Source organism: Bacteroides sp. D1 (assembly GCF_000157095.2).
GTDB classification, from domain to species: Bacteria; Bacteroidota; Bacteroidia; order Bacteroidales; family Bacteroidaceae; genus Bacteroides; species Bacteroides xylanisolvens.
In genome coordinates, this window is record NZ_JH114339.1 from 549,701 (window position 1) to 571,842 (window position 22,142).

At 40.3% G+C, this 22,142-nt stretch carries 13 protein-coding genes and 1 pseudogene; 13 read left to right on the plus strand and 1 reads right to left on the minus strand.

Annotated features, from left to right (window positions below):
• Positions 1-86 precede the first annotated feature (86 nt).
• From BSAG_RS12155 to BSAG_RS12115, 9 genes are all read left to right on the plus strand, one after another.
• The gene (locus tag BSAG_RS12155) at positions 87-635 is read left to right on the plus strand and encodes an RNA polymerase sigma factor (RefSeq protein WP_004314738.1); all 549 of its coding nucleotides are present in this window, start codon (positions 87-89) and stop codon (positions 633-635) included.
• Between the two features lie 6 nt (positions 636-641).
• Positions 642-1,940 carry an outer membrane beta-barrel protein gene (locus tag BSAG_RS12150; protein WP_004314737.1) on the plus strand — a complete coding sequence of 433 codons (1,299 nt, stop codon included), beginning with the start codon at positions 642-644 and terminating at the stop codon, positions 1,938-1,940.
• Positions 1,941-2,152: 212 nt separating this feature from the next.
• Positions 2,153-2,749, plus strand: a complete 597-nt coding sequence (locus BSAG_RS12145; protein WP_004314736.1) for an RNA polymerase sigma-70 factor — start codon at positions 2,153-2,155, stop codon at positions 2,747-2,749.
• A gap of 67 nt (positions 2,750-2,816) precedes the next feature.
• On the plus strand, positions 2,817-3,797 hold the full coding sequence (locus BSAG_RS12140) for a FecR family protein (RefSeq protein WP_004314735.1): 981 nt from the start codon (positions 2,817-2,819) through the stop codon (positions 3,795-3,797).
• A 162-nt stretch (positions 3,798-3,959) separates the two neighbouring features.
• Entirely contained in the window at positions 3,960-7,379 is a 3,420-nt protein-coding gene (locus BSAG_RS12135) for a SusC/RagA family TonB-linked outer membrane protein (protein WP_008018997.1), read from the plus strand.
• Between the two features lie 12 nt (positions 7,380-7,391).
• The gene (locus BSAG_RS12130; protein WP_008770863.1) at positions 7,392-8,738 is read left to right on the plus strand and encodes a RagB/SusD family nutrient uptake outer membrane protein; all 1,347 of its coding nucleotides are present in this window, start codon (positions 7,392-7,394) and stop codon (positions 8,736-8,738) included.
• A 21-nt stretch (positions 8,739-8,759) separates the two neighbouring features.
• Positions 8,760-11,291, plus strand: a complete 2,532-nt coding sequence (locus BSAG_RS12125) for a glycerophosphodiester phosphodiesterase family protein (RefSeq protein ID WP_004315622.1) — start codon at positions 8,760-8,762, stop codon at positions 11,289-11,291.
• Positions 11,292-11,321: 30 nt separating this feature from the next.
• Positions 11,322-12,242 (plus strand): glycerophosphodiester phosphodiesterase family protein, encoded by a 921-nt coding sequence (locus tag BSAG_RS12120; RefSeq protein ID WP_008997516.1) that lies wholly within the window; start codon positions 11,322-11,324, stop codon positions 12,240-12,242.
• A 16-nt stretch (positions 12,243-12,258) separates the two neighbouring features.
• Positions 12,259-13,614 (plus strand): MFS transporter, encoded by a 1,356-nt coding sequence (locus BSAG_RS12115; protein ID WP_004315624.1) that lies wholly within the window; start codon positions 12,259-12,261, stop codon positions 13,612-13,614.
• Positions 13,615-13,720: 106 nt separating this feature from the next.
• On the opposite strand, the gene BSAG_RS12110 is transcribed toward BSAG_RS12115, so the two are convergent.
• Positions 13,721-15,286 carry an ATP-binding protein gene (locus tag BSAG_RS12110; protein ID WP_032811609.1) on the minus strand — a complete coding sequence of 522 codons (1,566 nt, stop codon included), beginning with the start codon at positions 15,284-15,286 and terminating at the stop codon, positions 13,721-13,723.
• A gap of 232 nt (positions 15,287-15,518) precedes the next feature.
• On the opposite strand from BSAG_RS12110, the gene BSAG_RS12105 reads away from it, so the two are divergent.
• The 4 genes and pseudogenes from BSAG_RS12105 (at position 15,519) to BSAG_RS12095 (ending at position 22,103) form a co-directional block, all read left to right on the plus strand.
• Entirely contained in the window at positions 15,519-16,139 is a 621-nt protein-coding gene (locus tag BSAG_RS12105) for an RNA polymerase sigma-70 factor (RefSeq protein WP_004315628.1), read from the plus strand.
• 127 nt (positions 16,140-16,266) lie between these two features.
• Positions 16,267-17,262, plus strand: coding sequence for a FecR family protein (locus BSAG_RS12100; protein ID WP_008019006.1), 996 nt, complete (start codon positions 16,267-16,269; stop codon positions 17,260-17,262).
• Between the two features lie 45 nt (positions 17,263-17,307).
• A pseudogene (locus BSAG_RS0223170) lies at positions 17,308-20,705 on the plus strand (TonB-dependent receptor).
• Positions 20,706-20,720: 15 nt separating this feature from the next.
• Positions 20,721-22,103: a RagB/SusD family nutrient uptake outer membrane protein gene (locus BSAG_RS12095; protein WP_008770866.1), complete on the plus strand. Its 1,383-nt coding sequence runs from the start codon at positions 20,721-20,723 to the stop codon at positions 22,101-22,103.
• Positions 22,104-22,142: the final 39 nt, after the last annotated feature.

Below are 22,142 nucleotides of genomic sequence, written 5' to 3' on the forward strand. Positions count from 1 at the left end.
AGAAACAAAAGTGATAAAAGAGTTGTTCTCTCTATGCAGTATTTCTATCTTTGCTGCATTTATAAGTTAAACACGTGTATAAGAGAATGGAAGAATTAGAGTTGTCGGAACAATGCAGGCTAGGCAATAACCAAGCTCGCAAAGAACTGTATGAGCAGTATGCGGGACGTATGCTTGGCATCTGTCTTCGTTATACCGGCGACCGTGATACAGCCCAGGATCTGCTTCACGACGGTTTTTTAAAGATATTCGATTCATTCGACAAGTTCACCTGGAGGGGTGAAGGCTCCCTGCGGGCTTGGATGGAAAGGGTGATGGTCAACACAGCTTTGCAATATCTCCGGAAAAATGATGTAATCAATCAGTCGGCACCATTAGAAGAGTTGCCTGAAGAATATGAAGAACCGGACGCTTCTGATGTAGAAGCTATTCCACAGAAAGTGTTGATGCAGTTTATAGAAGAACTACCTGCCGGATATCGTACAGTGTTTAACCTTTATACATTCGAAGACAAATCGCATAAAGAAATCGCACAGGAATTAGGTATTAATGAAAAATCTTCGGCTTCGCAACTATTTCGTGCGAAGAGTGTATTGGCAAAAAGAGTAAAAGAATGGATAATGCATAATGGATAGATAGAGATGGAAGAGAAAGAATTGTGGATGAATAAGTTGAAGGAGAAGCTCGCGGATTATTCCGAGCCGGTGCCTGCTTCCGGTTGGGAACAACTGGAAAAAGAACTTATGCCTCCTGTGGAGAAGAAAATATATCCTTATCGAAAATGGATGATGGCTGCTGCAGCTGTTATATTGTTAGCCGTCGTTTCGTCGGTAAGTCTATATTTTCTGGGGACACCGGCCGCGGATGAAATACGTCATATAAAAACTCCGGCATTGGCATCTACACCCGATGCGTTGCCGGGTGTGCAACAACCGGATGTGCAGGGCACTTCCGTAGACCCCGTCTTGCGACCAGTGGCTCGTGAAGACCGTTTGGCGAAAATTGATAAGAATCTTACAGAACAGAAAACAAATGCAGGTCAATCTGCAATAGAAAATAACAACGAACCTGTAACAGGGAATGAAAATAATCCTGTGATTGAGAAAGATCAGACGCTCAAAGGTGAGACGGAACAGACGAAAAATGAAGCAAGGCAGGTTGACAGTGAAAATGTGGGTCAGGCTACACAGTCACAGGATACTAAACGGCCGAACAACAGGCCGCGTCGTCCTTCCGGCAGAGACAAGCTGCATATTCCGGCAGAAAAAAGAGCATCTCAAAAAGGAACATGGTCCATGGGACTATCGGTTGGAAATTCGGGCGGAGCATCCACAGAAGTCGGTGCCGGCTCTCATGCTTATATGTCTCGTGTGAATATGCTTTCTGTTTCCAACGGTTTGATGGAGATACCTAACGATCAGACATTGGTTTTTGAAGATGGAGTGCCTTATCTGCGTCAGGCAAAACAAGTGGTTGACATTAAGCACCATCAACCTATTTCTTTCGGATTGTCCGTCCGTAAAGGACTGGCCAAAGGATTCTCTCTCGAAACGGGATTGACTTACACATTGCTTTCTTCGGATGCGAAACTGGCGGGTGAAGATCAGCAGATAGAACAAAAACTTCATTATGTAGGTATTCCGCTGCGTGCCAACTGGAATTTCCTTGATAAAAAACTCATCACTCTTTACGTTTCCGGTGGAGGTATGGTGGAGAAATGTGTCTATGGAAAGCTCGGTTCCGAGAAAGAAACGGTGAAACCTCTGCAATTCTCGGTATCCGGTGCGGTAGGTGCACAGGTGAACGCAACGAAACGTCTGGGTATCTATGTAGAACCCGGTGTTGCTTATTATTTTGATGATGGTTCGGATATACAGACCATACGTAAAGAGAATCCGTTTAACTTCAATATACAGGCTGGTATCCGCTTGACTTATTAATGCGAACTACCTTACTGAACATAGTGACGGTATCCGTTCAAGATAGCGTCACTATCCTGATTAGATAGCGTCACTATCTTGACCGGATGGCGTCACTATCCTGATATTAGTATCTTTTTCCTCATAAAAATCGGATAATTGAGAAAATATTAATAATATTGTCACCTGTTAATGGTCTATGGTTGCATACCTTTGTTGCAAAACTCTAAGCTATGGTGAATTTTACAGATGAAAAACATTTATTAATCGATTTAAAAGACGGTTCTTTTCAAGCATTTGAAAGATTGTATAATATGTACAGCGGTAAACTGTACAATTTCATTATGCGGCTTTCTTCCGGCAATCAATATATGGCTGAAGAAGTGGTGCAATCCACTTTTATCCGTATATGGGAAGTACGTGAGAAAGTCGATACCAACGCTTCATTTATTTCTTTTCTTTGTACGATAGCCAAAAATTTACTGATGAACATGTACCAGCGTCAGACCGTTGAATATGTTTACAATGAATATCTGCTGAAAAGCAGTGTGGATCGTGATTCGCAAACAGAAGAGAATATTGATCTTCATTTCTTGAACGACTATATCGACTCATTAGCGGAAGAATTGCCGGCACAGCGAAAGAAAATCTTTATCTTAAGTAAGCGTCAGAACTATACGAATAAGGAAATTGCTGAAATGATGGGTATTTCTGAAAGTACAGTCGCCACACAATTATCTTTGGCGGTGAAATTTATGCGTGAGCAGTTGATGAAGCATTACGATAAGGTAATTGCGCTTCTGATCGCCTTTTTTGTTAATGAAATGTAATTGTAATACACGTTTTTGGATAGTAGATAGGATGAAAATGTATACTTGTAAATAAGCAGGAAAGAAGATGGATAAGATATATTATAAAGAACTGATTGAAAAGTATTTCGATGGAAATATAACGGATGCGGAGATTAAAGAACTTTCCGATTGGATAAAGAACGACCGCCATTTACAGAACTGGTGGGAAGAAGAATTTTCCAAATCGGATGCCGGTATTAATCCGGTACTGCGCGACAAACTATTTGCCCGAATCAAAGAACAGACGCAGGGAAAAGAAGAGACACAGGGAAAAGAGAAACCAAGAACTATTCGCATGAATCTTTGGAAATGGGCTGCCGCCATCGTTTTACCCATTTGTATTGCCTTCTTCACCTACTATCTTATAGATTCTTCGCAAACAGTGGGAGCGCCCTTTATAGTAAAAGCCGATAAAGGAGATAAAGCAACCATCGAATTGCCGGACGGAACGAATGTCGTTCTCAATTCAGCTTCACAATTAAGCTATCTGAATAACTTCGGAGAAAATGTGCGTCGTGTGCAACTGAATGGTGAAGCCTATTTCAAAGTAGCTCATGATGAAAAACATGCCTTTATAGTGCAGGTCGGGGATTTGGAAGTGAAAGTACTCGGTACTTCTTTTAATGTATCTGCCTATGAAGATGCCAAAGACGTGACGGTCGTTCTTTTGGAAGGAAAAGTAGGGGTTTATGCGCAGAAAATGTCGCATATCATGAAGCCCGGCGACAAAATAGAATATAATAAAGCCACTCATAAGATAACAGCCACTCAAGTACACCCGAGTGACTACATTGAATGGACGAAAGGAAATATCTATTTTGAGAAAGAATCTTTGGAAAATATAATGAAAACCCTTTCACGCATCTATGACGTAGAGATTCGTTTCGACTCCAATAAACTACCTAATGAATATTTCACCGGAACCATTCCGGGAGGTGGCATACAGAATGCATTGAATATCCTGATGCTTACTTCACCTTTCTATTATGAAATGGACGGTTCGGTGATTGTTTTGAAAGAGAAATAGTAGAAAAAATATAGAATAGAGCCATTCCGAAGCCCACTACTTAGGAATGGTTTTTTTGTTCTCTGAATTGAATAAGTTAACGAGAGTTAAAGTCTGATAGGCGATTGGACGAGCGAGTATAGCAGTCTGTATACCTATCAAACAACTTAAAAGTTTTGATATATGAAGCACAAAACAACCTTTGAAAAGCTCCCTCAAGCAAATACAGGGAGAAGTAAGAACTGGAAAACACTGCGGGCTATCTGTCTGCTATTGTTTTTAAGCGTCTCTTTCACCGCTTATTCCCAAATAACAGTGAATGTGAAAGACATCTCTTTGAGAGCCTCTTTAAAGAAAATCGAGCAAGTAAGCAATTACAAATTCTTCTACAATGAGAGTCTGCCGGAGTTAAACCGAAAAGTATCGTTAAATGTGAAAGATGCAACGATTGAACAAACCATGCAACAACTTTTAGGAGGAATGGACTTAGCGTATAAGAAAGAACAAGACAATGTGATTGTATTGATTCGCAAAGCCCAGGACAAATCGATAACTAAAAAAATAACAGGTACTGTTGTCGATGAAAAAGGCGAGCCAGTCATTGGTGCCAGTATTGTGATAAAAGGTGAGTCGCACGGAACGATTACAGATTTTGATGGAAAGTTCACATTAGCAGACGTACCGGAAAAGGGAATATTGACCGTCTCTTATATCGGTTATAAAACAGTTGACCTTTCTGCCGCAGGGCAGACATTCGTAAAAGTTGTACTGCAGGAAGACAGTAAAATGATAGACGAGGTCGTTGTTGTCGGCTACGGAGTCCAGTCACAAAAGCTAGTCACTACTTCTATCAGTAAAGTAAAGATGGAAAATATAGATCAGGGTAATGACTATAATCCGATTAAAATGCTGCAAGGACGTGTAGCGGGTGTGAATATCTCCTCTGCATCAGGAACTCCGGGAGAAGCACCGAATGTTACCGTTCGTGGTATCGGTTCCGTTAGTGGGGGAAGCTCTCCGCTTTATGTGGTCGATGGTATCCCCAGCGAAAAATATCCCAACCTGAATCCGAATGACATTGAGAGCATGGAAGTTTTGAAAGATGCGTCTGCGGCCGCTATCTATGGTTCGCGTGCCAATGCCGGAGTTGTGTTGATAACGACCAAATCAGGTCAACAAGGTAAGACGAAGATAGAGGTGTCCGGTCGTTACGGATTCGCTTATCTGGCTAGCGACATTGAAATGGCCAATTCGATGGAATATATGAATACGATGCAAGCCGCTATTGATAATTACAATGTGCAAATGGGAGCTAACCTTCAATTGTATGTTCCTTCTCAAATTCAGGAAACCAATTGGGTGAAAGAAATATCAAGAAAAAACTCGAAAACAGGTACCGGCTCTATCAGCATTTCCGGTGGAAATGAAAAGACCACCTTCTTTGCTTCTTTAGGCGCTAATACTCAAGAAGGATATTTGAATAAGAGCAGTTATGACCAGTATAATATGCGTGCCAAATTCACGCATAAAATAAACAACCTGTTCAAGCTGAATATGAATCTGGCAGGGTCGGCCAGCCGTTCAGACTTATTGGAAGAAACGAGTACCAGCTTGAAAGTACTTCGTACAGCTCGTGAGGAGCAGCCCTGGTATTCACCTTATAAAGAAGACGGAACATCTTATAAAGTGAACGGGACAGATATTTTGCGCCACAATCCGGTGATGCTGATTAATGAAGAAGACTGGGTAGCTAAGAAATATCAACTGTCTGGTGTGTTCAGCATAGACGTAACTCCTTTCAAAGGATTTAAGTACACACCAACAGTAAGCGTATATGGTATTTTGGACAACACATCTAAAAAATTGTCGGACAAGCATGATGCCCGTAAAAATAGTAGTGGTTGGGGAGCATTAGCCGAACAAAAAGACCAGAGTTTCCGCTATGTGATAGATAATATATTCTCTTACAACAATGAATGGAATAAACTAATCTACTCCGTCATGTTGGGACATTCGTTTGAGAAATACACTTATGAACAATTCGGGGCAAAGAGTGATAACTATGCTAACGGCGCATTTCCTTCCTCCAACTTTGATTTAATCAATGCAGGTCCTAATATTTACGCCGGAAATATTAGTTATACCTCTTATGCCTTAGAATCTTATTTCGGACGAATCGCTTTGAATTGGGACAATAAATACATACTGAATGCTTCTTTGCGTAGTGATGGTTCTTCCCGCTTTGCGAAGAACAAGAGATATGGTTATTTCCCTTCTGCTTCTTTTGCGTGGCGTGCCTCCAATGAGGAATTTTTTCCAAAAAACAAATACGTCAATGATGCAAAGTTAAGATTAAGCTGGGGTATGACAGGTAGCATGGCAGGAGTGAGTAATTATGCTCCGTTATCACTGATTAGTGCGGGCGGTGCTTCTTACAACGGTTCTGCCGGATTCCAGATTTCGCAGGATGCCCGTGCTTTGACTTGGGAGAAAGCCAGCCAGTTTAATATCGGATTTGATATAGAAATGTTTCAGTCTCGCCTGACTTTAAACATAGATATGTTCTATCAAAAGACTACCGACCTGCTGTTTAAGAAACCAGTCAATGCAACCACCGGATATACCACATTACAGTCCAATATCGGCTCATTAGAGAATAAAGGACTTGAGTTGGCTTTGAATGGTAAAATCTTCACCGGAAAGTTTAAATGGGATTTGGGTGGTAACATTTCTTTTGTAAAGAACAAGCTGCTTTCCCTCATCGAAGGAAATGATATGTATATTGTTCCCAGCAGCGGTAGTAACCTTTTAGGAGGTTCGATGCATGCATTGATTAACGGACAGCCTATCAGTACATTCTATATGTTAAAGATGGAAGGTATCTACCAGCGTGACGACGAAGTGCCTGCGAAACTGTATGCAAAAGGAGTCCGTGCCGGTGACGTGAAATATTTCGATTATAATGAAGACGGAGATATATCTGACGCCGACCGAATGAATGTAGGAAAAGCCATTCCTGATTTTTACGGTGGTATTACTTCCAACTTCTCTTACAAAGGTTTCGATTTGTCATTGTTCGGACAATTTTCGGTAGGTGGTAAAGTGATGTCGGCATGGCGGGGAGTGAACGGTTCCGAAGGTACTGACCATTTAGGATTGGCGCTATCCAATGTAAAAGTAAACGACCGTGGCGAATCTGTCGAGCAATACTTTAATGTAAGCAAAGAAGTGGCTAACGGATACTGGCGTGGAGAGGGCACAAGCAACACGATTCCTCGTCCTGTAAGAATAGGAGTACATACCGGGTATGATTATGACTATAACGTGCAAACCTCAACACGTTATTTGGAAGATGCTTCCTATTTTAAACTGAAAACTGTGACTTTGGGTTACACTTTGCCGGAATCAGTCGTTAAGAAACTCCGCGTGAACTCATTAAGAGTCTACGTTTCGGCTGATAATCTACTCACTCTCACCAAGTATTCCGGTTATGATCCCGAAACATCATTTTCCGGTAGCCCGGGAGACTCAAATTATGGAGTTGACTTCGGGTTGCAACCTGTATTGCGAACATTTATTTTTGGTCTGAATCTAAACTTTTAAAAATATAGATGTATGAAACGATACTATACTATAATCAACTATTTGCTATGTAGCATTTGCCTTTTGTGGATGACGGGTTGTTCAGGTATACTGGACGATATGCGACCTAAAGATCAGATACCTCAAGATATGTTGAGCGAATCCGATTTGGAAAAGTTATTGAATGGAGTGTATGCCGAAATGGAAGAACTGGTATTCAAATTTTATATGGATGGTGATGTAAAAGGCGAGAATTTCAAGGCAGGTCCCGGATTTTCCATGAACGACCCCATGTTGATGGCTCCTAGTTCTAAAGAAGTTTTGAGCCAGTGGCAAAAATGTTTCACAGCCTTGAAGCAAGTTAATTTCTTGGTCGAAACATACGAAGCGTCATCTAATAAAGAGAGTCAGGTTGTGAAGCAGACAGGAGGGACCGGATACTACTTCAGAGCTTTGATTTATTATCATCTGGTCACTCGCTGGGGAGGAGTTCCTATCTTGCGTAAGCGCACTTACGACGTCGTTCCCATTTCCCCCGAAACCGAAGTGTGGAGTTTTATAAAAGAAGACTTGGCTAAAGCGGAAGGATTACTGTCTGATTTCACCGATCGTTTTTATGTGTCTCTTAGTGCTTGTGATGCGCTTCACGCCAAAGTATGTTTGTCCTTGAAAGACTATACAAATGCGGCAGCTTATGCCGACAAAGTGATTACAAAGTCAAATTTCGCATTGAGTACTACATCAGTTGAGTATGCTCAGGCGTTTGTCTCTAATAGCAGTAGCAAAGAACTGGTCTTTGCGTTAGCCAACAAGCGTAGTACAAGTTTGCTGTTATTTTACCAAACGGTCAATGACATTGATCCGACTTGGGATTACTCTCCTTCTACCGAATGTTACAGCCATCTTTATGATGATACCGCCGTAAAGTCAAAGGATATACGGGCAAAGGCAGTATTTGGTTCAGATAATAGTCGTATTATTAAATTCCCGAATGGAAGTACCGGTCAGTTTGTTACCAATGAACAACCGTCACAAACCCCGATTGTGGTTACCCGTGTGGCGGAAATGTATCTGATTAAAGCGGAAGCATTGGGAGCAGTCAATGGGTTGGCTACATTAAAAGAATTTATGAACAAACGCTACGCAACCGTCTTGTTGCCTTCAAATATGACTGATATAGAGTTTCAGAATCAAATACTTGATGAGCGTCACCGCGAGTTGTATGCAGAAGGTCAACGATGGTATGATTTGAAGCGAACCAACCGTTTGGACTTGTTTTCTTCCTTGAACGGTAGAAACTACCTGATGTATTATCCTGTTCCCCAGTCGGAACGCGATTTGGCGGGAGAGGAAAATTACCCTCAAAATGAAGGCTATTAATTATCTTAGAAAGAACAAAGTATGAAGAATATAAAAATAGTAACAACGTTTTTTATCTGCTTGCTGCTACTTTCAGCATGCTCGGATGATTGGAAGGAAAATGCGCTGACAGCTAAATTTACTTTTGACAAGACAACCTACTATGTAGGCGAAGAAGTCAGTATCACGAATGAGACAGTAGGCGGAGAAGGTAATTATACCTGCCAATGGGATTTAGGGAATGGAGAGACTTCAACAGAAGTTGCTCCTAAAGTGACTTACGAAACGAATGGAGCATATACAGTGACTTTGCATGTGAAAGACAGTAAAGGAAATTATGCAATGGCTCATAAATTATTGACGATTGAAGCTGAACCTCTGCCCGAAGTCGGCAATGTGAAACTGAAATGGGTAGGTGCCCACGTGTTGGGCGAAATACGTTCTACGGCTCCGGCAGTCAGTGATGATAATAATGTATATATGACTTCCAATGACCATTATTTGCGGAAATTTTCAGCCGCTACCGGTGAACAATTGTGGGAGTTCGACTTATGGACATCGGCTGACGGTGATTCTCCGTCCGGTAATACGCATACCACTCCGAGCATTGATACGGACGGTACTGTGTATGTAGGAACAGGCGACACAAGTGGCAAAATAGGGCGCGTATATGCCATCAATCCCGATGGAACAAAGAAATGGGTCGTTGCCGGAGATGCTGAAAAAGGATTTTGGAATAAAGGACAGGCTTCAAAGCCTCGTATTAATTATCTGACTTGTGCGATTGGAGAGAATCATATCTATATGGGTAACGGCGGCTCTACGGGATCTGTGCTTGCTGTCGATAAGAATACCGGTTACAGAGTAGGTTATGTGGCAAACGCAGACAATTCCGGAGGCCCGTCGGGGGGAGTATCTGCCGGAATAGCATTGGCGAACAACACATTAATTTGGGCTGGTGGAAAGAACGGCTTATTCGGCGCGTCGGCGTCTGCACTGAATACAGGTGGTAATGTGATGTGGGCATGGCAAATATATAGTTCGGGAAATGATAAGCCTTCAGAAAACATGAATGCTTCCGTAGCTGTGGACGCAACCGGCACTATATACGGAATTGCCACCTTCCCGAGTATAGGAAGCAGTGCGTTTGCTATTGGAAGCGACGGGGTTGAGAAATGGCGTACTTCGTTAGGAAATGTAGGAACACTAGACCAAGGGGGTGTTGTGATAGGCTTGGACGGAAGTATCATTGTAACGGTAAAACGTGCTCCGGGTGAAGCCACAGGAGGAATCGTTGCATTATCTCCTAATGGAGTTGTTCAATGGCATTACGGTGTGCCGGAAGACGTCAGTGGATGTGCGGCAATCGATCAGGCCGGAAATATTCATTTTGGAACGCAATCCGGTAATTATTATATCATTAAACCCGAATCCTCGGAAGAACAGCTAATCTTGAAAAAAGACTTGGCTGCACTGATTAGCGAGAGCGATTCTCCTTTAAAAGATAACTGGGAAGCGGGTATCGGAAAAATCTGGAGTTCGCCTACAATCGGACCGGATGGAACGATCTATATTGGCGTTACTCACACGGTAGATCCGTCGAAGAGTGTCCTGGTAGCTTTGGAAGATGAAGGTATAACCGGATGTGCAGCTTCGGCATGGCCGATGAAAGGGAAAGACAGCCGCCACACCAGTGCACAGTTGGGAGGCTCGGGAGAGAATCCGGGAGGCGAACCGGGCGGACAATTGCCTATTACAGGAAATCTGAAGACCGATTTAAAGAATTTATTTGATGATAGTTCCTATAAGGTCTGGCTTTGTGCCCATCGGGCGAACACGCAGAAAGGTATAGCCGATGGCATACCGGAGAATTCATTAACTTCCATAGAGTATGCAATCAATGCAGGAGTAGAAATGATCGAACTTGATGCACGTCCCACCTCTGACGGAATATTGGTGCTGATGCACGATAATACGATCGACAGAACCACTAACGGAAGCGGTGCGGTAGGAGATTATTCTTATCAGCAATTACAGCAACTCTATCTTAAAGATGCAGCAGGGAATCTGACAAACGAACGAATCCCCACTTTAGAGGACGCATTGAAGAAAGGCAAAGGAAAGGTTTATTTTAACTTGGATATAGTCAACAAAAACGTTGCCGTAGCGACAATGGTGGCATTACTTAAAAAACTCGACATGGAAAACGAAGTCCTGCTTTATGTTTCAAACAACCGTAATTATGCATACGATTTGAAAGCGGCGAACAGCACTCTGTTACTGCATCCGATGGCAAAAGCTTCAGATGATATTACCTATTTTGCTTCATCTTACACGGACAATGTGCAGATGATGCAACTTTCCACCTCGGATGCTCTTGCGGGAGCGATGACGGAAGACATTAAATCCAAAGGTTGGCTTTTATTCTCCAATATCGTAGGAGCGAATGATACGAACATGTTGTCGGACAACTATTCGGGGTTGGTAGGCATGATAAACAAACGTATTAATGTCGTACAGACTGATTATGCCGAATTAGCTGCCAAGTATTTAAAATCCAAAAAGTATAGATAATCCCCCAAAGTATAGATGATAAAAATGAATATGAAAAACTATCTGATAATAGGAATTATTTTGCTGTTTCCTTTCCGCTTGTTTGCAGATGAACCGGTGAAGGCAATTTACGCAAAGATTACGAATCCTGATAATAAAGAAGTAACCGTAGTCGCCCATCGGGCGGATTGGCGCTTTGCACCTGAAAATTCGCTGGCAGCAATAGAGAGTTCTATCCGGTTGGGAGCCGATGTCGTGGAGTTGGACGTTCAGAAAACCAAAGACGGACAGTTGATCCTTATGCATGATAAGACTTTGGATAGAACGACCACCGGAAAAGGTAAGGTTGCCGAGTGGACACTGGATTCTATCCGTACACTCCGTCTGAAGAATGGCGCTGCTTTGAGAACCAAACATCGTGTGCCTACATTAGAGGAAGCATTATTGACGGCTAAAGGGCGCGTTATGGTAAATTTGGATAAGGCTTATCCGATATTCGATGAGATTTTCCCCATTCTGGAGAAAACCGGAACCGTTGAACAGATCATCATGAAGGGGTCAAAGCCTGTTGCAGAAGTGAAAAAGGATTTGGGAAAATATTTAGACCGGATCATATATATGCCAATCGTACATTTGGATCGACCGGGAGCTATGCAGCAAATAGATGATTTCATGAAAGAACTTCATCCGGTAGCCTTCGAATTGTTGTTCGAATCGGATACTTGTCAACTCCCCCAACAAGTGAGGACGAAGCTGGAAGGAAAAAGTAAAATCTGGTATAATACCCTTTGGGATACGATGGCAGGCGGACATGATGACGACAAATCATTGGAAAACCCGGATGAAGGATATGGATATTTGATAGATAAACTTGGAGCAACGATTATCCAGACTGATCGTACCGCTTATTTACTGGAATACTTGCAAGTCCGTAAGAAACGTAATGAGCATAAGATAGACGTCTTTCATTAATATGTAAACTTCGGTTATGTCATTTAAAATATTGGATTTTTATAAAATCTCTTCCCCGCTAGCCGGGGGAGAGACTGATTCAGAAGATTCTTCCCGCTTTAAGCGCATCCGTTGGGCTACATTTTTGTCGGCTACTACCGGATATGGCATTTACTATGTTTGTCGTCTTAGCATGAATGTAGTGCGCAAGCCAATTGTAGAGGAGGGAGTATTTTCCGAAACGCAATTAGGAATCATCGGTTCCTGTCTGTTTTTTGTGTATGCAGTGGGTAAGTTGACGAATGGTTTTCTTGCTGACCGTAGTAATGTTCGGCGTTTTATGTCTACCGGGTTATTGTGTTCCGCTTTGATAAATTTATGTTTAGGTTTCACTAGCTCCTTTTATGCTTTTGCTTTACTTTGGGGATTGAATGGTTGGTTTCAGTCAATGGGAGCAGCATCCGGAGTGGTTTCTCTCACTCGGTGGTACAGTAGTAAAGAACGGGGAACTTTTTACGGCTTTTGGTCTGCTAGTCATAATTTGGGTGAAGCATTAACCTTTATTTCCATAGCCTTATTAGTCAGTTGGATGGGATGGAGGTACGGGATGATTGGAGCTGGCATTATTGGGATATTAGGTTTCTTTATGATGCTTGTCTTTATGCGTGATACGCCACAGAGTCAGGGATTCTTGTTGAACAAAAATTCTTCATCTGTGGATTCCCATTCTTTGTCTGGTAAACAAACGGAAGATTTCAACAAAGCACAAAAGGCTGTCTTGAAGAATCCTGCAATTTGGATTTTGGCTCTGTCCAGTGCATTTATGTATATTAGCCGCTATGCGGTAAATAGTTGGGGTGTTTTCTATCTGGAAGCTCAAAAGGGATATTCTACGTTGGATGCCAGTTTTATAATATCAATCAGTTCTATCTGTGGAATCATTGGCACGGTATTTTCCGGTATCATTTCCGATAAAATGTTTTCCGGCAGTCGTAATATTCCAGCTTTAGTATTTGGGTTGATGAATGTAATAGCACTTTGTCTGTTTCTCTTGGTTCCGGGCGTACATTTTTGGATAGACGTGTTGGCAATGGTTCTTTTCGGTTTAGGTATCGGAGTTTTGATTTGTTTTCTGGGTGGTTTGATGGCAGTGGATATTGCTCCCCGTAATGCTTCGGGTGCTGCATTGGGAGTAGTCGGTATTGCCAGCTACATCGGAGCCGGATTGCAGGATGTGATGAGCGGTATATTAATAGAAGGGCAAAAGACTGTTCAGAATGGCGTTGATGTTTATGACTTCACGTATATCAATTGGTTTTGGATTGGTGCTGCTTTGCTTTCTGTGTTGTTTGCTTTGCTGGTATGGAATGCAAAATCAAAAGAAGTGGATTAAAGTGAGTACATTAGGTTAGAATATAAGTCTTTGTTTTCGAGGTATTAGTCACCATTCCGGGAAGTAAGTAATGATTGCTTTTCTTCCTGGAATGGCTTTATATTTATTACTTGATTTCTACCAGCCAGTGACTTAAATTCCTACTTTCAGCACTAAACTCCACGCCAATCTTTACCACTTCTCTATGGTCTACTTTATAAGGAATCAAATATCCTTTCTCATCAATCTGTTTGAGTGCTTCTTCGGCCGTTCCGTTCAGCTTGAATTCAAATACATAGATGTATTTAGGAGTTTTAACCACAGCGTCGGCACGCCCACGCGAACTGCGGACTTCGGCTTCTGTAAATTGCCCCATTAGTTTGAATACCAAATAGAAGATAACTTGATAATGACGTTCGGTTTGGTCGTTCAACTCATAGGGAATACCTGCGAAGAAGGCTTCGAGACGGGTGAGGAAAGCTTCATAATCACCAGTTCGGAGTTCTTGGATGAATTTTCCAATATAAAATCCTTGGTCATTGTTCTTCATTGGAGTATAAAACGGTACAAGAAAGTTCATGAACCCATAGCGGACTTCATCGTTTGGAAAATCTAATAGATAATTTTGGAATTCTCTGTCGTAGTCTTTAATCGTCAAATATCCACTTTGATAAATCAGCGGAATAGGATTATTAACATCCATTTTATATTCTGCAAAAGAAGAAACCGGAACTTCGATACCACTTAATAAAGTGCGGAGATCATATTCGCTTTTTTGCAGCAGTTCAACTAAAAATGTAGGAGTACCTGTCTGAAACCAGTAACTATCGAATTTGCATCCGTCGAAAGAATTGAGTACGCTGAAGGGATTGAATACTCCTTCGGCAAATTCGCAGAAATGATAACCATCATAGGTGGCAGCCATTTTTTGAAGTGTCTCTTCAAAAGTCAGTTGGTTGGCTTCCGACAGGTTTTTGAGTTCAGGTGTGAAAGTATCAACTAATTCTTGCCGGGTAATGCCGCAGACCGTAGCATACGGAGGCTTCATGCTGATGTCGTTCAATTGATTCAAATCACTGAATACACTGACTTGTGAGAATTTTGTCACTCCGGTAAGAAATACAAATCGCAGATAGCGGTCGGCACTTTTTAGCACTCCGTAGAAGGCTTTCAATGTCTGGCGGTAATCGTCGAGAAGTTCCAAATTGTTGATAGCTTGCAAAAGCGGCTTATCATACTCATCCACCAATACCACTACTTGTTGACCTGTTTGTTCGCATGCCCGGCGAATAACACCCCCGAATCGTGAAGAAAGGGTTCTCTCGTCAATCCCTTTCCCGTATTTAAGTTCCCATTGAGTCAGATGATTACTAAGAATTTCATTTAACTTCTCCGGTTTATCATATTTTTCTGCGTTCAAATCAATATGTAAAACCGGATACTCCTTCCATTCAGTTTCCATTTTCTCAATGGCAAGACCTTCAAATAATTCTTTTTTACCTAAAAAATAGGATTCAAATGTAGACAACAACAAACTTTTGCCAAAACGGCGCGGTCTGCTTAGGAAATATGGCTTTCCCATATTCGCCATTCGCCATACCAATGCCGTTTTATCCACATATAAATAATTTTTCCTTCGGATATCCTCAAAGGTCTGTATTCCAATAGGAAGTTTACGCATCAAGTCATACATATTCGGTTCTTTAGCTATTATACACATCAAAGGTAATCATTATTTCGAAATAATGATGAATGAACACTTTAAAAACGGGATATATCTGATATATATCATCTTTCTCCTTATATATTTGTTGCTTGCGTAACAAAAAGATTCCCCAAAATGCGGATAAGTGGAAAAATATTAATAATATTGTCATCTGATATTTTACATCTTTGTTATACTTTTGTTCTTAAAATGCGACACTATGATTGAATTTTCAGATGAGAAATTCTTATTGGATGAAATAAAAAAAGGAAATAATCAAGCTTTTGAATATCTTTTTAAGACCTACTATCCTCGTTTGCGTGGCTATGCTATTCGTTTTGTTGAAGATGAAGAAACGGCTCGTGATATTATTCAAGAGTGCTTCTTGCGTTTCTGGGAGAAGCGGGCATTGCTGTCGGCAGTATCGGTCACATCTTTGCTTTTTGCGATGGTGCGTAATGGATGCTTGAATTACTTGAAGCATCTTTCGATTGTTGAGAAACATCAGATTGAATATCTTGCATCTGTTGATGGAGAAGAGCGGCTCTACTATTCCGATTTCGCATTAGATGCCGAACATAAACTGCTGTATGACGAGCTGCAGGAACAGATCAACATTGTCATTGGGCAATTGCCTGAACGCTCCCGCGAGATATTCCTGATGAGCCGTTTCAAAGGACTGAAGAATCGTGAAATAGCAGACAAACTTCAAATATCGACCACGGCAGTTGAAAAACACATTGCCAAAGCATTGCAGTGCTTCTCTAAACACTTCAAAGACAAGTATCCGGTAGATATTTATATTATAATTATTGCCTGGGTTATTATGAATAATAAATAAAATGGAAAAGATAAACCATTGAAAATTAGGGCGAAAAAGCAGGAACCGAAAAATTCCTGCTTTTTTATTTCTATCGGTGGTTGGGTAAAAGAAATAATAGTTGTTACATCTTATAGAAAGTGAGATTATGGAAGAAAAGAAAAACATTCGTGAGTTAGCTATTCAGTATTTCGAAGGAAGAATCCTGCGCCAAGACGAGAAACTACTGTTTGCGTATGTCGGGCAAAGCGAAGAAAATCGTGCGACATTCAGACAATGGGAAAAGGAGTGGATTGCATCAGGCATTTCAGATTCCGGAACAATCGGAGAATGGGAAATTTTGCAGCGCAAGATTCGCACTCAAGAAGCTATTATCCCGATGCTTACTGTTTCAAAATTCCGGTCATCCGTATGGCGGCAAGTTGCTGCGGTTGCGGCTATCGTGATTCTGACCATAGGAGGCACCATAGGTATTTGGCAGATTTCTTCCTCATTAAAGCCGGAGACGTATTTTGTATGTGAAACTCCTTATGGAGAGAAGAGCAAAGTCGTTCTTTCTGATGGGACAGTCGTTTGGCTTAATGCAGGTTCTACACTGAAGTATTCGAACAAGTTTAATACGGCCAATCGTAAAGTCGAATTGAATGGTGAGGGATATTTTGAAGTCACAAAGAAGGAGGGAGCTACTTTCATCGTACAGACACATGGATATGACGTAGTCGTAAAAGGAACGAAGTTCGATGTATCCGCATATGCGGACGATCCGTTTATTTCCACCACTCTGCTCGAAGGTTCGGTCGAGTTGAATTATAAGGGGACTCCGGTTATGATGTCTCCTGGTGAATCAATAAGATTGAATGTAGAAACCGGAAAATTTGTCCGTACCCAAGTAAATGCCTCACAATCAAAAGCGTGGGCGGAGAATCGTATAGAATTTGATCATATTACATTAAAAGAACTAGTCGCAAAACTATCCCGGCAATATGATGTGAATATTCGATTGGAATCGGAGTCGATAGGCGATAAGACTTTCCGTATTTCTCTGCGAAACAGAGAAACGATAGGAGAGGTGATGACTGCTTTGCAGGAGATCATCCCGATAACCATCGAACGTATAGACAAGGATATATATATCAGAGAATAATTTCTATTTAGTAACAACTATTATTAAATTAAATCAGGAAGAACTATGAACAACCGAAAGAACTTATTACGGTTACTTCTTTTCGTTTCATTGAGCTTTGTTGCAGTAATTTTAAATGGTCAAACAGTGAGTAAGACATTTAAAAATGAAGCTTTGAAAACGGTATTGAAAGAAGTGGAAAAACAAACTGGATTATCTGTTATTTATAAAACAGACGAGGTAAATGAGAACAAGATGATTACGGCAACATTTAAAAATGCTTCGATAAATGATGTCTTGGATAAAATTCTTGATGAAGGCTTGATTTATAAATTGCAGAATAAAATGATTGTAATTTCTAAAAGTAACCAACAAAAGCAATCAAAAAGTGGAGAGAAAAAGAAAATTTCCGGAACGGTTGTAGACGAAAATGGTACTCCTATTATTGGAGCCAGTGTCCAAATTAAAGGTGAAGCGCAAGGAACAATTACCGACTTTGATGGTAAATTTGTTTTGTCAGATGTGCCGGAAAAATCGCTATTAACTATTTCTTATATCGGATATTTGACAATAGACATTGCTGTTACTGATGAGAAACTTTCAAAGATAACCATGATAGAAGATAGTAAGTTGATTGACGAAGTTGTAGTAGTAGGTTATGGAAGCATGAGAAAGCAGGATGTCACTACTTCCATTGCAAGAGTAGGGGGGAAAGACTTGAAAGACATGCCTGTTACAGGATTTGACCAGGCTATTGTTGGTAAAATGGCTGGTGTTCAAGTAACTCAGACTTCTGGAAAACCTAACAGTGGTGCTACTATTCGCGTGAGAGGTACAGGACTATTACAGCAGGGGCAGAGCCGCTATATGTGGTGGATGGAGTACCATTGGAAAGAGCTTCAAGTGCTTTGGAAACTGTTGATATGAATGATGTGGAATCGATTGAAATATTAAAGGATGCTTCTTCGGCAGCAATTTATGGCTCACGTGGAGCAAATGGTGTTGTAATGATTACTACCAAAAAAGGGGCGAGTGGAAAAGCGAAAGTTAGTTATAATGGTTCTGTTGGTTTTCAAACGCTTTCAAAAAAGATAGATATGTTAGACGCTTATGAATTTGCAGCATTTGCACGTGACGGGCATAATGGTTCGTATTTAACCTCTTATCCTGACGCTAGTCCTGATGACCCTAATGAAGTACGAAAAAAATCTTACGACAAGATTCCACCTGAGTTATTTCCATATTTAGAAGGACAGAAAGGGCTAACAAATACAGATTGGCAAGATGCATTATATCGTACGGCTCCTATTACAAAGCATTCCATTTCTATAAGTGGTGGTGGAGAAAAGACAAAATTCTTTATTTCTGGAAGCTATTTAAATCAATCGGGTATCATTGTGAATTCGGGTTATGAAAGGTTTGGTGCTCGTCTCAATTTCACTTATAAAAGTGATAAAGTGGAATTAGGTGTTAATTTTTCACCGTCTTATTCGATAGAGGACAGAGTGGATCGTGATAATAATAAAGGAGTGGTAATTAATGCATTAATGATGCCACCTGTATGGCCGGTATATAATGAGGACGGTTCATATAATTATATGGGAAACGGATTTTGGAAAATAGGTACTGACTATCAGCATAATGCTGTTTTAAATCCTGTCGCAATGGCTAATCTGACAAAAGATCAGGTGACTCATGCTAATTTATTAGGTAACTTCTATTTTCAGTGGGAGATAATTAAAGGTTTGAAGTATAAGTTTTCAGCTGCCACTAATTATAATTATTTTTATAATGAGTATTATCGTTCGTCCGAATTGCCGTTACAGGGAGAGAAGTATTTTCAATCACCATCAAACCCCGTAGCTAAATCCAGTGGAACGTACTATTTGAACTGGCTTATAGAAAATACTTTAAATTATCAAAAGAACTTCAATGGTCATAATTTAAATGCTATCATTGGATTTACAGCTCAAAAAGATATGATGAAGAAGCATTCTGTACAAGCTACGGATTTTGTGAATGATTTAGTGCAGAATGTAGCCGGAGGAATTGTTTCTACAGGTGGAGCAGATTCACAGGCATGGGCATTGGCTTCTTTCTTGGCACGGGCACAATATGATTATAAAGGAAAATATTTATTGAGTGCTGCTATACGTTCAGATGGTTCGTCTCGTTTCGGGAAGAATAATCGTTGGGGATATTTTCCGTCAGTCTCTGTTGGATGGCGTATCATTTCTGAAGATTTCATGAGAAATCTTCCTTGGGTTAGTAATCTGAAATTACGTGCTAGTTATGGTATATCCGGTAACTTTAGTATTGGAAATTATGAACATATTGCTATGTTGAAATATAATCAATATGTATTGGGCACGGGTGAAGGTAGTTTAGTATCAGGTTTGCGTCCGTCGCAGATTTCAAATGATGATTTAGGATGGGAAAAAACTCGGATGTACAATGTTGGATTAGACATCGGTTTATTTGACGAACGATTGACATTTGAATTTGATATGTATCAAAGTAACACCTACGATCTATTGTTAGACGTACCTATCCCTCAGATTACGGGATTCTCAGATATGCGCAAGAATATTGGTGAAGTACGTAATCGTGGTGTTGAATTTACGATAGGTACCCATCACAATTGGAGTGGGTTCAGATGGGATGCAAGTTTTAATATTGCTGCCAATAGGAACAAAGTTCTTAAACTTGGCCCCGAAGATGCTCCGATCATCACATCTGCGGGCGTTAGCCATGCATATTTTAAAACAGAAGTAGGTCAGCCTATCGGCAATTACTTTTTGTTGGTTCAGGATGGAGTATTCAAAAATCAGGCAGAGCTAGATGCATATCCACACTTCTCAAATGCAAAAGTCGGTGATTTCAAATTTGTAGACGTTGATGGAAATGGTGAAATGGATTTGGATGATGACCGCGCAATTGTTGGCAATTATATGCCGAAGTTTACATATGGATTTATGAGTTCATTTGCATATAAAGGGATAGATTTGTCATTCAACTTGCAAGGTATTCAGGGAAATAAAATTCTTAATCTACAAAGGCGTTATATAGCTAATATGGAGGGAAATGTAAACAGTATGGTCATTGCTTTAGACCGTTTTCAATCAGTGGAAAATCCGGGTAACGGACAGGTGAACAGAGCAAACCGTAAGTCAACCGGTAACAATTCACGCACATCTACATGGCATTTGGAAGATGGTTCTTATCTTAGAATGCAAAATATTACTTTAGGATATACATTGCCTAAGAATTTTGTACAAAAGTTCGGATTAACATCATTGAGACTTTATTTTTCCGGTCAGAATTTATTTACGATAACCAATTACTCCGGTTATAATCCGGAAGTAAGTAACTATAATTCTAATGGTTCCTTGACTCCTGGTGTGGATTATGGATCATATCCGTTATCTAAGACTTATTCGTTTGGTTTGAATGTTAGCTTTTAATAAATACATGAAATTATGAAGAATAAATTATTGATAGTATGTGCATTTTTCTGTTTGAGTTCTTGTGAGGGCTTCTTAGATTTGTCGCCGGAATCTCAGCCTAATGCTAAAGAATTTTATGTAACTGAAAATGATTTTAATAGTGCGGTAATGGCGTGTTACCAGTCGCTTCGGAATTATCCGACAATCGTTCTTGATGTATTGGAGTATCGTTCGGATAATATGTTTATGCCAAGTTTTACGTCCGGTTCTCAAGATAAATATGAAATCAACCATTTTCAAGATAACAAGACAAATAGTTTGATTGCTGATATTTGGGAGAAATCGTACAGTGCAATAAGTTGTTGTAATGTGATGATAGATCACATTCAGAATGCAACAATTAATGCCGACAAGAAATTACAATTTGAGGCGGAAGCCCGTTTCATTCGTGCATTTCATTATTTTAATTTGGTGCGTCTCTTTGGTGGAGTGCCATTGGTTGTACATGAACTTTCCGATGGAGAGGCCTTGAAGATGCCTCGGGAGAGCGTAGGCAAAGTTTATGAGCAGATTGAATCCGATCTGATATTTGCTTTACAGTTACCCGATACTTATGATAAATCAGATTTAGGGCGGGTGACATCTAATGCGGCTGAAGCTCTTCTTGCAAAAACTTATCTGACAAATAAGAAATATAATGATGCAAAGACTCATTTAAATAATATCATAATCACAGAGAAATATGATTTGCTTACTGATATAAAGGATGTTTTTGATGTGAATAATGAGATGAATAAAGAGATCTTGTTTGCCATTAAATATAGTAAAACATTGATTGACGGTGGTCATGGAATGTGGTTAAGTCTATCGGATGTAACATTGGGCCATTTTAGTGACGTCCTGAAAGGAGCCTATAATAGTGATGATGCGCGTGCAGGATTGTTGGAGTACAAAAAGAGTGGTTCTGTTTATTTACCGATGAAATATTATGATATTCAGGATGTATCTACTAAAGATGTTGGAAATGATTTTATCGTTTTGCGATATGCAGATATTCTTTTGATGTATGCGGAGGTATTGAACGAAGAATCTTTTGATACGGATATTAACTCAAAGAACAGCGGTTTTTATTATCTGAATAAAGTACGTGATAGAGCAGGGCTACCAAATCTGACATCCTTGGAAGTACCTTCACAATCAGACTTTAAAAAAGCTGTTTTGAACGAAAGATATTTGGAATTTCCATTAGAAGGAAATCGTTGGTTCGATTTAATTAGAACAGGAACGGCAAAAGAGGTCATAAAGGCCGCTTATGATATAGATATTCCGGATTATAGATTGATTTTCCCGATTCCTAGTGCAGAAGTTGAGAAGGTGAATAATCCTAATATACTTCCACAAAATCCTCAATATTAGAAAACTCACTATGTTATATTGGAATATATAGATAAGATA

What these genes read in the sequence shown, in the direction of transcription:
- BSAG_RS12155 (WP_004314738.1), top strand. Translation starts at nt 87, where the DNA reads ATGGAAGAATTAGAGTTGTCGGAACAATGCAGGCTAGGCAATAACCAA.
- BSAG_RS12150 (WP_004314737.1), top strand. Translation starts at nt 642, where the DNA reads ATGGAAGAGAAAGAATTGTGGATGAATAAGTTGAAGGAGAAGCTCGCG.
- BSAG_RS12145 (WP_004314736.1), top strand. Translation starts at nt 2,153, where the DNA reads ATGGTGAATTTTACAGATGAAAAACATTTATTAATCGATTTAAAAGAC.
- BSAG_RS12140 (WP_004314735.1), top strand. Translation starts at nt 2,817, where the DNA reads ATGGATAAGATATATTATAAAGAACTGATTGAAAAGTATTTCGATGGA.
- BSAG_RS12135 (WP_008018997.1), top strand. Translation starts at nt 3,960, where the DNA reads ATGAAGCACAAAACAACCTTTGAAAAGCTCCCTCAAGCAAATACAGGG.
- BSAG_RS12130 (WP_008770863.1), top strand. Translation starts at nt 7,392, where the DNA reads ATGAAACGATACTATACTATAATCAACTATTTGCTATGTAGCATTTGC.
- BSAG_RS12125 (WP_004315622.1), top strand. Translation starts at nt 8,760, where the DNA reads ATGAAGAATATAAAAATAGTAACAACGTTTTTTATCTGCTTGCTGCTA.
- BSAG_RS12120 (WP_008997516.1), top strand. Translation starts at nt 11,322, where the DNA reads ATGAAAAACTATCTGATAATAGGAATTATTTTGCTGTTTCCTTTCCGC.
- BSAG_RS12115 (WP_004315624.1), top strand. Translation starts at nt 12,259, where the DNA reads ATGTCATTTAAAATATTGGATTTTTATAAAATCTCTTCCCCGCTAGCC.
- BSAG_RS12110 (WP_032811609.1), bottom strand. Translation starts at nt 15,286, where the DNA reads ATGTATGACTTGATGCGTAAACTTCCTATTGGAATACAGACCTTTGAG.
- BSAG_RS12105 (WP_004315628.1), top strand. Translation starts at nt 15,519, where the DNA reads ATGATTGAATTTTCAGATGAGAAATTCTTATTGGATGAAATAAAAAAA.
- BSAG_RS12100 (WP_008019006.1), top strand. Translation starts at nt 16,267, where the DNA reads ATGGAAGAAAAGAAAAACATTCGTGAGTTAGCTATTCAGTATTTCGAA.
- BSAG_RS12095 (WP_008770866.1), top strand. Translation starts at nt 20,721, where the DNA reads ATGAAGAATAAATTATTGATAGTATGTGCATTTTTCTGTTTGAGTTCT.